14 protein-coding genes are annotated in these 14,614 nt (G+C 56.7%); 11 read left to right on the top strand and 3 right to left on the bottom strand.

Annotation, left to right across the window (positions count from 1 at the left end; genetic code table 11):
• Nucleotides 1-187 precede the first annotated feature (187 nt).
• The 3 genes from G491_RS35585 to G491_RS0119945 are packed head-to-tail and all read left to right on the top strand — an operon-like array spanning nt 188 to nt 2,728.
• On the top strand, nt 188-328 hold the full coding sequence (locus G491_RS35585; protein ID WP_157468420.1) for a hypothetical protein: 141 nt from the start codon (nt 188-190) through the stop codon (nt 326-328).
• Nucleotides 329-358: 30 nt separating this feature from the next.
• On the top strand, nt 359-1,714 hold the full coding sequence (gene rimO, locus G491_RS0119940; protein ID WP_035219600.1) for a 30S ribosomal protein S12 methylthiotransferase RimO: 1,356 nt from the start codon (nt 359-361) through the stop codon (nt 1,712-1,714).
• Nucleotides 1,715-1,750: 36 nt separating this feature from the next.
• Nucleotides 1,751-2,728 carry a polyprenyl synthetase family protein gene (locus G491_RS0119945; protein WP_028315825.1) on the top strand — a complete coding sequence of 326 codons (978 nt, stop codon included), beginning with the start codon at nt 1,751-1,753 and terminating at the stop codon, nt 2,726-2,728.
• Between the two features lie 81 nt (nt 2,729-2,809).
• Here G491_RS0119945 and G491_RS0119950 read toward each other — a convergent pair whose 3' ends face one another.
• Nucleotides 2,810-3,013 carry a hypothetical protein gene (locus G491_RS0119950; protein ID WP_028315826.1) on the bottom strand — a complete coding sequence of 68 codons (204 nt, stop codon included), beginning with the start codon at nt 3,011-3,013 and terminating at the stop codon, nt 2,810-2,812.
• A 1,082-nt stretch (nt 3,014-4,095) separates the two neighbouring features.
• On the opposite strand from G491_RS0119950, the gene G491_RS0119955 reads away from it, so the two are divergent.
• The 7 genes from G491_RS0119955 (at nt 4,096) to G491_RS0119985 (ending at nt 11,046) form a co-directional block, all read left to right on the top strand.
• Nucleotides 4,096-4,479 carry a YkgJ family cysteine cluster protein gene (locus G491_RS0119955; protein WP_028315827.1) on the top strand — a complete coding sequence of 128 codons (384 nt, stop codon included), beginning with the start codon at nt 4,096-4,098 and terminating at the stop codon, nt 4,477-4,479.
• 258 nt (nt 4,480-4,737) lie between these two features.
• Nucleotides 4,738-5,589 carry a hypothetical protein gene (locus tag G491_RS0119960; RefSeq protein WP_028315828.1) on the top strand — a complete coding sequence of 284 codons (852 nt, stop codon included), beginning with the start codon at nt 4,738-4,740 and terminating at the stop codon, nt 5,587-5,589.
• Entirely contained in the window at nt 5,586-6,341 is a 756-nt protein-coding gene (locus G491_RS0119965) for an ATP-binding protein (protein ID WP_051327401.1), read from the top strand. Before G491_RS0119960 ends, G491_RS0119965 begins: the two co-directional genes overlap by 4 nt.
• A gap of 17 nt (nt 6,342-6,358) precedes the next feature.
• Entirely contained in the window at nt 6,359-7,489 is a 1,131-nt protein-coding gene (locus G491_RS0119970) for a 2-hydroxyacyl-CoA dehydratase subunit D (protein WP_028315830.1), read from the top strand.
• Nucleotides 7,486-8,904 (top strand): 2-hydroxyacyl-CoA dehydratase subunit D, encoded by a 1,419-nt coding sequence (locus G491_RS0119975; protein ID WP_028315831.1) that lies wholly within the window; start codon nt 7,486-7,488, stop codon nt 8,902-8,904. Before G491_RS0119970 ends, G491_RS0119975 begins: the two co-directional genes overlap by 4 nt.
• A 25-nt stretch (nt 8,905-8,929) precedes the next feature.
• Entirely contained in the window at nt 8,930-9,721 is a 792-nt protein-coding gene (locus tag G491_RS0119980) for an acyl-CoA dehydratase activase (RefSeq protein ID WP_028315832.1), read from the top strand.
• Nucleotides 9,722-9,852: 131 nt separating this feature from the next.
• Complete coding sequence (locus tag G491_RS0119985; protein ID WP_028315833.1) at nt 9,853-11,046, top strand: MFS transporter; 1,194 nt, start codon at nt 9,853-9,855, stop codon at nt 11,044-11,046.
• A gap of 62 nt (nt 11,047-11,108) precedes the next feature.
• Here the strand turns inward: G491_RS0119985 and G491_RS0119990 are convergent, their stop codons facing one another.
• Nucleotides 11,109-11,888 (bottom strand): enoyl-CoA hydratase/isomerase family protein, encoded by a 780-nt coding sequence (locus G491_RS0119990; RefSeq protein WP_015947970.1) that lies wholly within the window; start codon nt 11,886-11,888, stop codon nt 11,109-11,111.
• Nucleotides 11,889-12,129: 241 nt separating this feature from the next.
• Between G491_RS0119990 and G491_RS0119995 the strand changes: the two genes are divergently transcribed.
• Nucleotides 12,130-13,389 carry a DUF401 family protein gene (locus tag G491_RS0119995; protein ID WP_282705997.1) on the top strand — a complete coding sequence of 420 codons (1,260 nt, stop codon included), beginning with the start codon at nt 12,130-12,132 and terminating at the stop codon, nt 13,387-13,389.
• Nucleotides 13,390-13,411: 22 nt separating this feature from the next.
• Here the strand turns inward: G491_RS0119995 and G491_RS0120000 are convergent, their stop codons facing one another.
• Nucleotides 13,412-14,005, bottom strand: a complete 594-nt coding sequence (locus tag G491_RS0120000) for a DUF2889 domain-containing protein (protein WP_028315835.1) — start codon at nt 14,003-14,005, stop codon at nt 13,412-13,414.
• Nucleotides 14,006-14,614 lie beyond the last annotated feature (609 nt).

Raw genomic sequence — 14,614 nt, forward strand, 5'->3', positions numbered from 1 at the left:
AATAATAAGATTGGCGGAGGCCGGTGTCAAGAAAGGGAATCGCTCCCAAGCCAAGGCATTGTTGACATTATGATAATGCCTCCTATATAGGTTGCCTAAGAGTCCGTTTGCCTTTTTTCCAAAGCAAACGACCGGTGAATTGCGCGAACGGCGCATGATTTAGCCTTTTTACGGAGGACGGGAGAATATGAACGCCGCGACCCTGTTTTTGGTGTTTTTAGCTCTTAAACTTATATTCGGCCTGGCTTTTTTGCTATGGCGCTACCCCTGGCTGCGCGACTATCTGCCAGTCTGGCCGGGAAGCCCGGCGGACGAAGCCGGGGTTTAACCAGGGGTTTTTCCCCTAAAGAAATCATTTATGAATTCAAACACTGACAATCAGGAAATCGTTCATCTTGTCAGCCTGGGATGCGTTCGCAACCTGGTGGACAGCGAACTGATTCTGGGCGCCCTGGCCTCGGGGGGCTTCGCCCTGACCGAGGATCCGGCCGAGGCGGAAACCATCATCATCAACTCCTGCGGTTTTGTCCGGGCCGCCGTGGACGAAACCATCGACGTGGTTTTGGAAATGGCCCACTACAAAGAGGAAGGCCGGTGCCAAAGGCTTGTCCTGTGCGGCTGCATGGCCCAGCGATACGGCAAGGAATTGGAGGAAGCCCTCCCGGAACTGGACATGGTGATAGGGCCGGGCGCGCATAAGGACATCGTGGAACTGCTTAGGCGGCCCACAGGTTTTATCTGCCAGGTTCCCGATCCATCCACGGCGCCCTTGCAGCAGGCGAGCTTCCCAAGGATTTGCAGCACGCCCCATATGGCCTACATCAAAATTTCCGAAGGCTGCCCGGACCGCTGCACCTTTTGCATGATCCCCCAATTGCGCGGGGCGTGGCGAAGCCGGCCCCTGGACGACATTGTGGAGGAGGCGGGAAACCTGATCCAGTGGGGGGCCAAGGAAATCATCCTGGTCGCCCAGGACACCACGGCCTACGGCCTGGATTTTGACAAGCAAAACCGCACCAGCCTGGATCAACTCTTAAGCAGCCTCTGCCGGTTGGAAGGGGAGACGCGCTTCCGCTTTTTATACGGGCATCCCAACCGGGTGACGGACGCGCTGCTTGAGACGGCGGCCTCCCAGCCCCGGGTGTGCTCTTATTTCGACCTGCCCGTGCAGCACGGCAGCGACCGCATTTTGAAAATGATGGGGCGAAAAAATACACGGGACGAAATGCTCCGGCTGTTCGAAAAAATCCGGGCGACAGTCCCTGACGTCGCCCTGCGGACCACGGCCCTGGTGGGCTTCCCGGGCGAAACGGAAGAGGATTTCAACCAACTGGTGGAATTCGTTCAGGAGGCGAGGTTCGACCACTTGGGAGTTTTCGCCTACTCGGACGCCGAGGAAATCCCCTCCCACCGCCTGCCCAACCACGTGCCGGAGGATACGGCCGTCAAGCGCCGGGATTACATCATGGACAGGCAGAATACGATTTCCCTCGACAATAACGCCGACCGTGTGGGAAAAATCTACACAGCTTTGGTGCTGGGGGAAAGCGGCGATCCCGAATACCCGTATTGGGGGAAAACCTGCCTCCAGGCCCCGGACGTGGACGGCGTGACCTTGATCCAGGGGGAAGACCTGGAGCCCGGCCGACTGGCCCGCGTGACCGTGCACGGGGCGGACGTCTACGACCTGTTGGCGGAAACAAAAGACGAATAATCGGGGAAACGAATTCCCCCAGCCTTGGAAAAATCAATGAGCTTAAAACAGGAAATATTCGAATTTGTGGAAAAGGACCTTGCGGACATCGAAAGGGCCCTGGAAGCCAACCTCAACCCCTACCTGGACCTGGTCCGGGACGTGGCCAGCCACCTCCTTTTCGCCGGAGGCAAACGCCTGAGGCCCGTGCTCATGGTGCTGAGCGCCCGGGTTTGCGGCTGCAACAACGGGGAGGAGATCAACCTGTCCACCGTCTTCGAATACCTGCACGCCGCCACCCTGCTCCATGACGACATTGTGGACGGCGCGGAAACCCGCCGGGGAAAAATCGCAGCCCATAAGGTCTGGGATCCGGCCGAAGTGGTCCTCACCGGGGATTTTTTGCTCTCCCGCACATGCACCATCGCCGCGGACACGGACAAACTGCCCATCATCAAGGTCATCACCAACGTCACGGGCGTTATGTCCGAAGGCGAAATCCAGCAGCTTCTCAATAAAAAACGCCTGGACCTGTCCGAAGAGCAATACATGGACGTGATATACCGCAAAACCGCGGTGCTGATTTCCGCCGCCTGCGAGGTGGGCGCCCTGCTGGCCGACGCTCCCCCGGAGCAGGTGGAGGCCCTCAAGGAATACGGCAGGCATTTGGGCATCGCCTTCCAGATGGCCGACGACCTTCTGGACTACGTGGCCGACCCCAAGGTGACCGGCAAGGCCATCGGCGCGGACCTGGCCGAGGGAAAACTGACCCTGCCCCTGATCCACGCCCTGGAACAAACCGGCTCGAAAACCCGGCCCAGGATGGAAAAAATCATCCTGGACGAAAACGCCTCCAAAGAAGACTTCGCCTTTGTGCTGGATAATATCATCAAGTCGGGCGGGGTGGACTACACCAACCAAAAGGCCCAGGAGCATGTGGCGGCCGCCAAGGCGCTCCTGGATATTTTCCCGGATTGCCCCGAAAAAGACGTGCTTGCCAAAGTCGCGGACTTCGCCGCCCAGCGGGATAGTTAATAAAACAGAGGCTGGAATCAGGCGGGACAGGCCCGGTCCGTTACAGACCGGGGCGCGCTCCAAACCAGACTTCCTGTTGCGTTACAACGTGCGAAGCACCTCAAAAGTCATGCAATCGCCCCCCTGGCAGTCGATCTCCAGAGTGGCCCGTTCGGAGCTAACCAGCTCCTCCTGCACACACCGCATGAAATGCAGAAAAACCTTGTTGGCGTTCCCTGTCTCCAGGTCGGTCTTCGCCACCACTTTGTGGTCCGTGTCTTTAAGGGATAATTTTAAAGTTTCCATGGCCGCCTCCTTTCCCTGAATCCAGGGGGTTGGATGAACCGTCCCGGCGCACCATGCGCCGGACATTCGGTAGGGCTAACAGAAAACTGAACAAATTAAGTATAAATAATTATTTCAAATACTTATATATTCTTACATATTCCTGACCCTCTCGTCAAGCCTTGAATGAAACCCGAAAATCCACTTTTCAAGAGGACGGCGAGGCAGCCAAAAAGCAACCACGCAGGGCAAGCCCTGGAGCTACATTGCATTGAGAAGCTGCAAAGGTGATTTTAATATGCAGCGGTAGGAATTGCCTTCCGGGAAAAATGGATAGCGCAAGAAAAAGAAAGCCCGATGGATGCCTGAACTCACCCTCAATGTATCCTTTGTTTTGTCGGGTCGCTTCGCATAGGGTCTTAGGAGGTTACATCATTACGGGCGGATCTAACGCCTTCAGCTTTCAAATAGGCCCCCGTTAGCTCCGCGTGACCCAACATAGATAACAACTTGAAATTACTGCAATTGGAATAAAGATCGTAGGTCGGGTTACGCGAAGCGGTGAAATTGTATTTGACGCCCAAAAATCGCCGATCCAAAGGTTTCGAGCCCAAAACCAGGCTAGTTCGCGCGCAGCAACCCGACATTTTCAACGCCGGGCTCCGGGCCTCTGCGGCGTCATTCCAATGCTGCGGCCGCTGTTTTTGGGCGGCCCAGGCATCGCAGTTTGATGCCTGGGTTCGTTAGAACAAACGGTTTCGCCCGGGCAGATTGTTAAAACCGGGGATGGCCGACGGGCGCGGAGCGTGGATTGAAACATCGTTTCCATGTTTTTAATCGCTCATCCAACATATGGAAAAACAAATGATTATAGACAGATGGGTTAAACTACGTGTGCTCCGCACCCCGGCAGGGTACTGCTCTGCCGGGGCTACCCAAACTATTGGGCCGGGCCGCCCGACTATACTTCCGTGTGCAAGCCTTCCTAAACCTCTGTATTCAGGCGGACACTGCAAATTTTAGTTGCGTATTTTTTCCATGGGTTTATAGTGCGCCGTCCCGCAGCGCGGGGCGTGTTTCCGAACCTTTGAAAGCATCTATAAATGCCAGAAATAAAAGCTAATATTTGTTGCGAGTGCGGTGCATGCTGCGCCTATTTTAGGGCCTCCATCTATTGGGGGGAAACCGACGAGGCGACTCCCGGCGGCATCCCCATGGAAATGTGCGAAAAACTGAACGATTTTTTTGTGTTCATCAAAGGGACCAACGACGTCCCTCCCCGGTGCTCGGCCCTCATGGGATTCATAGGAAAGTCGGTCCATTGCAGCATATACGACAAGCGGGCTTCCGTATGCCGGGAGTTCACGCCTTCCTGGGAAAACGGAGAACCCAACCCCCGCTGCGATAAAGCCCGGGCGGCCCACGGCCTGGAGCCCCTGACGCCTAGCCACTGGCCCAAACCGGGAAATTTTCCTAAGGCGGCGTAAAGGGGAGCAGGATCTCCCTGCGTGAATATTTTTGTCTGAACGCCCGATTGCCTTTAATGCCGGGCCGTTCAGGTTTCATGGGTTGTCCACAGGCGCGTCCGGTCCCGGACGGTGCAAAACAAACCCTTGACTCATTGCGTCATTTGGGTTATATTTTTAACCAATCGGTCAAAACAAGGCCTTAACCAACCAAAATATTTGTTTTTCCTTAATCTTACATTTGTTTATTCAACCGGCGAAAGCCTCAGGAAGATATCCATGGCGTCAAATTTTGCCCATGTAGAATCGGAAGTCCAGGCGGCCGGCCAAACCGTGCAGGGTCAGCCTGTGGAGGCCGCCGACATGGCGGTCCTGGCGGACCAGGTGCGGGAATATCTGGTCCAGAGGCGGGAAAACCTGACGGTTTACCCTGACCCCTTGCCCGAACAGGTTTTGATCCGGGAGTTCGGATTTTCCGCCAAAGGAAAAGGCAAGCCCGAGGTCATCCTGACGGAAGACGTCCGGGTGGAGTTGGGGCATCCGTCCATAGGGTCTTTGGCCGCAGTGCTGACGACTTATGACCAAAGTCTTGTCCAGCATGGCTGCATTTCCCTGGTCGGGCCGGAATTGAGGCAGATGAAACCCGGAGGGAGGCAGGCGTTCGCCCAGATCATCTTTTTGGCTCTGGATCGAAGCGCCATGCCCGACCCCTTTGACCTGGAAAACGCCCAATATCTCATGCACCGGCTTCCCGGCTATATGGTGCGTTCCGTGCCCGGCAAGCTGTGGGTGCGTGTGGGAAAGGACCGGTTCAACCAAGGCCTGGATCTCCACACCGTGGGTTCGGCCCTTGTCAAGGCGTATACGGACGACTTTCCTGGCGTGCTGAAGGCGGAAGTCGTCTTTGTGACCACGGGCAAGGAGGACGTCCTCGCTCTGGAGCCTATTGCGACCGAGGCCAAAGTGCTTTCGGGCCGGCATAAAAAGCTGGTGCTTGGAGTGGACGGATCCATTGAGTGCAGCGAGTTGAATTGCGAGGAATGTGAGGAAAAACCCGTGTGCGATAACCTGCGCGACGTGGTTGTAAGGCGCCGCAAGCAGAAAAAATCCGGAAAAGCAGCCAAAGCATGACTCACACAGTGAATAACGCCAAACCCATATTTTCCGTGTGCGGAAAAGGCGGCGTGGGTAAAACCGCCGTTTCCGCCCTCATGGCCCGGGCCTTTTTGGAGTTGGGCCCGCGCCCCGTACTGCTGATCGACGCAGACCCGGCGGGCGGACTGGTTTCGGCTGTCGGTGAAAAAGCGGATAAAACCCTTGCCGGGGCCCGGGATCAACTCATCTCCACGGCGCGCGGCGCTGGGGATGCGGAAAAAACGCGTCTCGCCCAGAACCTGGATTATCTGGTCATGGAAGCCCTGGTGGAGGGACCGGGCTACTCGCTGCTGGCCATGGGACGCATGGAGGCCAAGGGCTGCTTTTGCCCGGCCAATACCCTTTTGAGGGAGGCTATCGACCTTTTGGCCGAGCCCTTCGCCATGGTGCTCATTGACGCGGAAGCGGGCCTGGAGCAGATCGCCAGGCAGGTGACCCGCCGCGTGACCAGGGTCATCGCCTTGTCCGACGGGTCCTCCCGCAGCGTCCAAACCATAGATTTGATAACCCAGATGGTGGATCCCTCCATCATGGGGGTCATCGGCAACCGGGTCGATAGGGTGGACGACCTGGACCTGCCCCCGGACGTGGAATTTTTGGGGATTATCCCTGAGGACGATCAGGTGCGCGTCTTTGACAGGCAAGGCCGCTCCCTGTGGGATTTGCCGTCTGACAATCCGGCCTTGACAGCCGCTATGGCCGTCGCGGAAAAGCTCATCAACCCATAATCATTTCGAGGCCTTGTATGAACCAAGCAGTCATACCGGACTTTTTTCGCCAAATTCTTGACCAACCGGTAAATAATCTGGTTGATCAGGCGCAAGAGCAGGGAAAAAAAGCCATTGCGTACACGTGCAGCTACGTCCCCCAGCCGCTCCTTTCCCTGGACGGGGTGTTTCCCATCCGGGTGCGGGCTCCGGGGGTGGTGGGAACGCCCATGGCCGACACCTATCTGTCGTCGGTGATTTGCTCTTACACCCGCAGCGTTTTGGAACTGGCCCTGGAGTGGGCTTTTGACTCTCTGGACGGCTGGGTGTTCGCCGCAAGCTGCGACCATCTCAGACGCTTATACGACAACCTGGATTATTTGAACAAACCGGCTTTCAACCACATGATCGACATGCCCCACCGAGGGGGGGCGGCCGCGGAAAAGTGGCTTACCGAGGAGTACAAGTCGTTGGGCGCGGCCCTGGCCGAATCGTTCGGGGTGGACGCAAGCCCCCAGGCTTTGTCCCGGTCCATCAAGGAGCACAACGCCTATCTTTCGGTCATGCGGGAAATCAGCAAAATGCGCAAACAGGACAACCCGCCCGTGACCGGCGCTATGTTCCAAACCTTGCTGGCCGCGTCAACCAGTGCGCCCAAGGATATGGTCATGGACGAGCTGAAAGCCCTGCTTGCCAGGCTTAGGGAGAGTAATGAAGGGAAGCCTTACAGAGCCAGGGTGCTTTTGGCGGGAAGCCACTGCGACGATCCCGGATACATTGACGTCATCGAAAAAACAGGTGGTCTGGTGGTCGCCGAGCGCACCTGCACCGGCTCCATCCCGGCTCTGGCCCCCATTCCCGAAAACGACGCTCCCTACGAAACTCTCGCCGGGCAGGCCTTGGCCAATATCAGTTGCCCGCGCATGATGGAGTCGTTTCAGGCCCGGGTGGATGAAATTCTGGAAGCGGTGGAGGAATATCGGGCGGACGGGGTGGTTTTGCAGACCATGAAATTCTGCGACACCTGGGGCGTGGAGTCCGGCCCCATGGTCCAGGAATTGCGCAAGGCCGGGGTCCCCATTTTAAAACTGGAACGGGAATACACCATGTCCAGCGAAGGGCAGTTGCAAACCCGCATCCAGGCGTTTTTGGAGAGCATGGGAAAATGAGACTTCAAGATCTGAAAAAAGCGGACGCAAGTTGGAAGGATAAGGCGGTTCACGCCCGATACCGGGTGGAATCCATAGGCTCCCTGGCGCGCCTGTTAAGGCACGGGCCGGGCAAGATGGCGGAGATTTTTCGGTGGGACTGGCTGAGGACTTTGGCGGGAGCTTCCAACCTGTTGGATATGGCGGTCTACACCCGCACCGGCCGGTATCGGGAGGCCAGCGCCTATGCCTTGGCTGAGGTGATCGGCGGCATCGGCGACCTCATCGACTCCATTTGCGCCGCCCCGGACCGGGTGGTCATCCACGAGGATCTGGTGCCGTCGGAAATTTTTCGCGGCATGGGCCTGGCCCCGTTCATGGCCGAGGTGATCGGCATCGCCGTACCTTTGGTAAAAGCGGATTGGGCGGAGAAATACATCGACATCGCGGAAAACGAGGGCACGCCCCCGGATACCTGCAGCCTGCCCAAATGCACCATGGGCGTGGCTTTGGACGGCCAGTTCCCCAAAAGCGCGGCCATTGTCACCTCCAACATGCCCTGCGACGGCGGCATGGCGTCGTACACCATCCTGGAGAGGGAGTTGAAATCCCCCTGTTTCCGGCTGGACATCCCGTACAACTTCTACAACGACCGGGCCATCGACTATTTTGTCTCGGAGCTCAAACGCATGATCGCCTGGCTGGAGGAGCACACCCCCGGCCGTATGGACTGGGACCGGCTGAAAGAGGTTTGCATTGAAAGAAACAAGGCCATGGAGCATGAGCTGGAAATCTGGGAGCTGATTCGCCAGAAGCCTGCGCCCATGGCCGGGGAAGCCATCTGGCTGGCCCAGCTCATTCATATGGTGGCGACCCCAGGCTCGCCTCGGGCCACCCGCACCATGAAAAACATTTTAAAGCGCACCAAAAAAATCATGGAAAACGGAGGGGGGGCCCTGCCGGAAGAGCGCTACCGGGCGGTTTTGTGGAATCCCCCCACCCTGGTGTTTCCGGAATTATTCGTCTGGGCCGAGCAGCAATACGGCGTCGCCTTGTTGGCGGATATGCTGACCTATCATCGCCATCCGTTCATTGACGTCTCCAGCCCGGACTCCATGCTCCGCAGCCTGGCCCAGATTATTGTGGAAGGCCCCATGGCCCGTCACACCCGGGGGCCAGCGGAGAATTTTTTCGACGATCTGTTTTACCTTTACGAATATTTTTCCCTGGACATGATCTGGATGGCCGGACACATCGGGTGCAAAAACACCATGGCCTTGAACGGCATGTTTCGGGAGCGGTGCCGGGAGCGGGAAATCCCGTTATTCATCATGAATTACGATCTTTCGGACACGCGGGTGGTATCGCCCGTTGATATGAAAAAGCAGGCCGAGGCTTTTATGGAAACGGTCATGAAGGCCGAGCCGCTGCTTTGATTTTATGATTTCTTCGGGGGGAATTATGGCCAAGTATTACGGAGGGTGCGACCTGGGCTCGACAACGGGCAAGGCGGTTATTTTAAAGGACGGAGAGATTGTCGCTACCGCCTGCATCAGAAGCAAAATCGACCCGGTGGAGACAGGCCGCGAGGTGTTGAATCTGGCGATCCAACAAATTGACGATCTGGAAAAGGTGGAGGATTTGGAGAAGCTGGTGGGCACGGGCTACGGCCGGAACGAAGTGCCTTTTGCGGACGAAAACGTCTCGGAAATCACCTGCCACGCCGTGGGCGCCCATTTTTGCGACAACAATATCCGCACCATTGTGGACGTGGGCGGCCAGGACATCAAGGCCATCGCCCTGTCGGATACGGGCAGCGTGCTGGAATTCGCCATGAACGACAAATGCGCGGCGGGCACGGGCAGATTTTACGAGGCCGTGGTGCGCACCTTCGACCTGTCTTTGGACGAGTTCTCAGCATTATCCCTGAAGGCGAAAAAAATCGTGCCGGTCACGTCCCAGTGCACGGTGTTCGCCGAAAGCGAACTGGTGAGCCTGTTGTACAAGCGAAACTCCCCGGCGGACATCGCGGCCGGCGTGCAATTATCCGTGGCCAAACGGGTTTTCACCCTGGCCCGCCGCGTGGGCGTGAAGCCTGGCGTGACCGTCACCGGGGGATGCTCCAAAAATATAGGGTTGGTCAAAGCCTTGGAAAAAACATTGAGAACGCCGATCTCTTTGCTCTCTACGGATCCCCAACTCACGGGGGCCCTGGGAGCCGCCGTCCTGGCCTCCCGCAATGGATCAGGCTAGGCGCGTGTTGTGGGGCGATAGCGTCCTTCCCTCCCCCCTTGGGAAGGGCGTTATTGCTTTATATCATAGGTTTTAATGGACTTTCATTCCGTTTTCGGTTTACACCTCAGGGCAGGAGGAAACCGAAACCCATGCCCGAAAAAGCGCCCTTTCCGGTCCAGGCCTTCAGGCCCATTCTTGTTTGCATCATTGGCATGCTTGCGGTGTCCTGCGTGTTTATGACCCAAGCCATCTTCCTGGAGTTGGCCCAAAGCCTCCAGGTGGAGGAAACCCGGGCTCGCCTGAGCTTCAGCTTTACGTCCCTGTTTTACGGGCTTTCCTTTTTGCTGGTCGGCCCTATTGCAGACAGGGTTCATCAGCCTCGTATGGCTTTCGGCGGCGCCGTGTTTCTGGCCCTGGCAGTACTCGCGGCCTCCTTTGTGCACGATTTCCAGCTATTCCTGGTTCTCATGGCCGCGGTCGGCATGGGCGCCTCAGCCATTCCGGCCTCCATGTTTCCGTATATGGTGCACACCGCTCCCCCGGAGCGCATGGGCGCCTTTGTAGGCATGCTGCTGGCCTTCGCCACCATCGGGGTGATCGTGGGGCGCCTTGTTGTGGGGCTCATGACTTCCTGGTGGGGATGGGAGGTTGCGTTTCGGGTTATGGCGGGAATCGTCCTGGCCTGCGGAATTTGCGTGCTTGCGTTTTTGCCCAAGCCGGAGATGGAGCTGCCCGCCGATGGCTCCGGTTTTTTCCGGCTGCTGCTAAAGCCCTTCCAGCTCATGGCCCAGCCGAAAATCATCACCCTGCTTTTCACGGGGTTTTTATTGTTTTTTGGATTTATGGGGATGGTGACCTTCCTGACTTACAGGCTGGCCCAGCCGCCCTTTTTTTATACAGCCAGGGAAATAGGGCTGGTCAGCCTGGCCGGGCTTACCTCCCTGCTGGGCGCGCCCCTGTCCGGGGCGTTTTCCCAAAAATTCGGCTGGTACAAGGTGGCTGTTTTCGGCGTGAGCTTATGTTTGATTTCCCTTCAACTCATGGGATGGACGGCGTCCCTGACGCCTGTTGTCATCGGCATCCTCATGGTCTTTTTAGGGGTGTATGGCGCCCAGCCGTCCATTTTTCTGGAAATCAGCCAATCCGTCCCCATAGACAGCACGGGCTGCGCCAGCTCCATGTACATCTTGTTTTGCATAGGCGGAGGCAGCATGGCTGCAACCCTGTTAGGGCCTGTCTGGAACGCCTGGGGCTGGACCGGCGTCACCCTGGCCTGCACGGCGTCCCTGACGGCGTCCCTGGCCATGGCCGCCCTGGCGTATAGGCGGCGGTCCGCAAGATAAGCCTGATAAAAATTATATGTGCGCAGGTTCATCCAACATTCATGGCCATTGCAAAAATTGAATTACTTGGTCTTCCAGCTTGGATCCCTTTTTTCCAAAAAGGCGCTGACGCCTTCCTTGGCTTCGGGCGAGGCGCATAGCTGGGCGAAAGCCCGGTCCATGAACTTGAACTGCTCCATGTAGCTCATGTCTTCGGAGGCGTAATAGGAGGTCTTGGCGTTGGCTACGGCCACGGGGCTCCGCTGCGCCAAAGACGCGGCCCACTCCCGGGCCAGTTCGTTCAGCTCGTCCGAAGGGACGACCCGGTTGTACAATCCCATTTCCAAAGCGCGTGTGGGGCTGAGCAACTCCCCGAACAACAGCATTTCCAGGGCGTGCTTGCGGCCCAGAGATTTCGACACCGGAATGACCGGCCCCACGCAGTTGAGGCCCACGTTTATGGCGGTCAGGCCGATCTTCGCCCTTTCCGAGGCGATGGCCAGATCGCACGCGGCGACCAGCCCCGCGCCGATGGCCGCGGCTGCGCCGTTCACCTTGGCGATGACGGGCTTGCTCATTTGGCTGATGTAGGCCAGGGAGTCTTCCATGTGGGTGATCCACTTTTCATATTCCGCCTCGGTCTTGCCTTCGTATCCCGTCAGGTCGATCCCCGCGCAAAAAGCCCGGCCCGCGCCGGTTACCATCACCACCCGGACAGAGGAATCCTTTTCCATTTCCTCCAGAGCCTGGCGCAGCTCCCCGGCAAGGTCCCAACTGAAGGTGTTCAACTGATCGGGACGATTCAAGGTAATCATCCCCACAAAGTCTTCTCCGATTTCCGTAATGATCGTATTGTAGGACATGAGGCCTCCTGATTGCGTCTGGTGATGGGGTTAGAGGGAGAGATGCTGCATGATGCATACAATCTAACAACCCTTTTCGTCCGACTGCAACAAAAAGATTTGGCCCGCCTCGAAAGCGGAGAAAGCATTTTCGTCTTGCCATTTTGTCCGTATTGAGGCAAAGCTGCTTGAAGGAGGCGGGGAAGGCGCGCCTTATTTCGCATTAACCGTTTGTTTTTAGAGGATTTGTACCATTTTAAAGCTGCTTGTAGTCTTTATACTGATTGTCGTGCTGATTTACCGGAAGGTTTCCCTGGGAACCTCCCTGGTCTCGGGCGCCGTGGCCCTGGGCCTGTGGTCGCTCATGTCTCCCCTGGAGATCCTGGTCAGCTTCGCCCATACCATGGTTTTGCCAAAAACCATTTTGCTGGCGGCCGTGGTCAGCCTGATTCTGATCCTGAGCCATTTGATGGAAAGCACCGGGCAAATGAAACGCCTGGTGTCGTCCTTTGAAGGCATCAGCAACAATGTACGCATTAACCTTACGGTGTTTCCGGCCCTGATCGGTCTGCTGCCCATGCCCGGCGGCGCGGTTTTTTCCGCCCCCATGGTGGAAGCCATGTCCAAAGAGCATGATATTTCCCAGGCTGACAAGGCGCTCATCAATTACTGGTTTCGCCATATCTGGGAGTATTGCTGGCCTCTGTATCCGGGGGTGATCCTGGCAGTTTCTCTGAGCGGCCTCTCTCTCAGCGAGTACTTCCTGGCCATGGGCCCCATGACCTTGCTGGCCGTGGCCGCCGGATACCTGATCATCCTGTCTCCGTTGAACGTGCTCCGGAAGCCCAAAGAGGAAAAGGGAAGCTGGCGGGCCCTGATCAACGAGATGTCGCCCATATTGATTGTGGTGATCGGCGCGGGAGTCTTTGGAGAAGGCTTTGCCCTGGCAGCGAGGCAGGGCGTTCTCCCCCGCCTGCCGCCGGAAATTCCGTTGTGCCTGTCCCTGACCGCGGGAATTCTATGGATCCTGATCAGACACAAAACAGGCCTGGATCCGGTGATTCAGTTGTTCAAAAAGCCTTCCCTTTGGTCCATGGTCTACCTGGTCATCGGGGTGATGCTTTTTGCGGGAATTCTGGAATCCAGCCATTCCGTACAGCAAATCAGCCAAAGCTTGGCCGACGGCCATGTGCCGGTGGCCCTTGTGGCCGTCATCCTGCCCCTGATCGTGGGCGCGCTGACCGGCATCTGTATGGCTTTTGTGGGCGCGACCTTTCCCATTTTATATGCCTTGCTGGAGGCCTCGGGACTGAGCCATCAGATCGTGGCTTACACCATCCTGGCCTATTGCTCGGGATACGCAGGCCTGCTGGCCTCCCCCATCCACGCATGCCTGGCTCTGACCCAGAGCTACTTCTGCGCAGACATGCCGTCCATATACCGCAAGCTGTGGATTTTGGTGGCTATCGAATTTACCGGAGGACTGGTCGGGTTTTTCCTGGCCCTGCATTTGATTGGATAAGGCAAAGCCGTTCCGGTCCCGACTATTTTCCGTCTTCCTGGGCGGCTTTTTCCACGGCCTCGCGGATCGCCTGCATGTGAAGGCCGTCCTCCGCCCACAAGTGGCAGCTATTAATAAGGTATTCCAGGCCGCCCACCTCATCCATGGATTTGGGAATGGGCCGGGGGTTTTGGGCGTGCAGCGTCCAAAACCCGTGAAGAGCCGCAGGCCCCATGACCACCATCAAATGGGTCAGGTGCGTGCAGCCCTTGGTCCCTTTCAACAAGTGGCGGATGCGCTCGCTGTAACCCGAGGTTATGGTCTCGCCGATCACCTTTTTAACGCTGTCTTTAATCTCCACGCAATGTTCATTAGGAATGGTGACCATGTCCGCTTCCGCGTCCAGGATAGTGATGGGATACCCGCCCACCAAAAAACGCACGCATAAGCTGTGCACCGCTCCCGGCCCTTTTATTTCGGCATCAAAACCGCGATAAATCCCGACATGGCGCTCGTCCCGGAGCCACCCTTCCACCACAATGTTTCCATCCGGCGCCGGATAGGACGCCACTTCCAGATTTCTGGTGTGTACGGGCTTTGCGTTCTCCACCACCGTTTTCAGGCTGGATGTTGCCATTATGCCTCCAACAATCTTTAGTTCATTGATTTTGCAGTAAAAATCAAGTAGTAAAACAGGAAAATATCGATGACGTCCTGTTCAATCGGGCGTTATCGTACTAAAATTTTATAGCACAGGGCGCCAAAGCGCACAATACAAGGAAGAGCGGAGGATTTTTTTGCATTATTCGGACTTTGCAACGCTCCTGCAAGACTGAATCGTCGCTCACCTTTTTCAGTGCGTAACTAGCACATTCGTGAAGGAGGGCGGCGAATGAGCGGCCGAATTAGAATATAACTATTTAAATATTTTAAAAATTCGCCATACCCCCAACCCCTTGGGCCTCCAGACTTTTCTCTTGACAACAAAATACGATTATTGTTACCTGAGTGCGGATTCATTTTTTTGCCGGCCGAGAGCCTTGAGCCAAGGCTGACGCGCTTTACGCGCTGCGTGGGAGGTGCGCCGGCCCATCCAGGATAATAGTTTTAGGTCTCCAACCATTTTAATGATTTGAAGAGGAAGACGTTCTAATGGAAACAACACACGAAGTCGTTGCCGCCGCGCCTGTGGAGCAGGTAGCGGGAGCAGCCCATGATCTGATCATCAACCTGCCTGCCCATTCCA

Origin of the sequence: Desulfatibacillum aliphaticivorans DSM 15576 (assembly GCF_000429905.1) — a bacterium.
Classification (GTDB): domain Bacteria; phylum Desulfobacterota; class Desulfobacteria; order Desulfobacterales; family Desulfatibacillaceae; genus Desulfatibacillum; species Desulfatibacillum aliphaticivorans.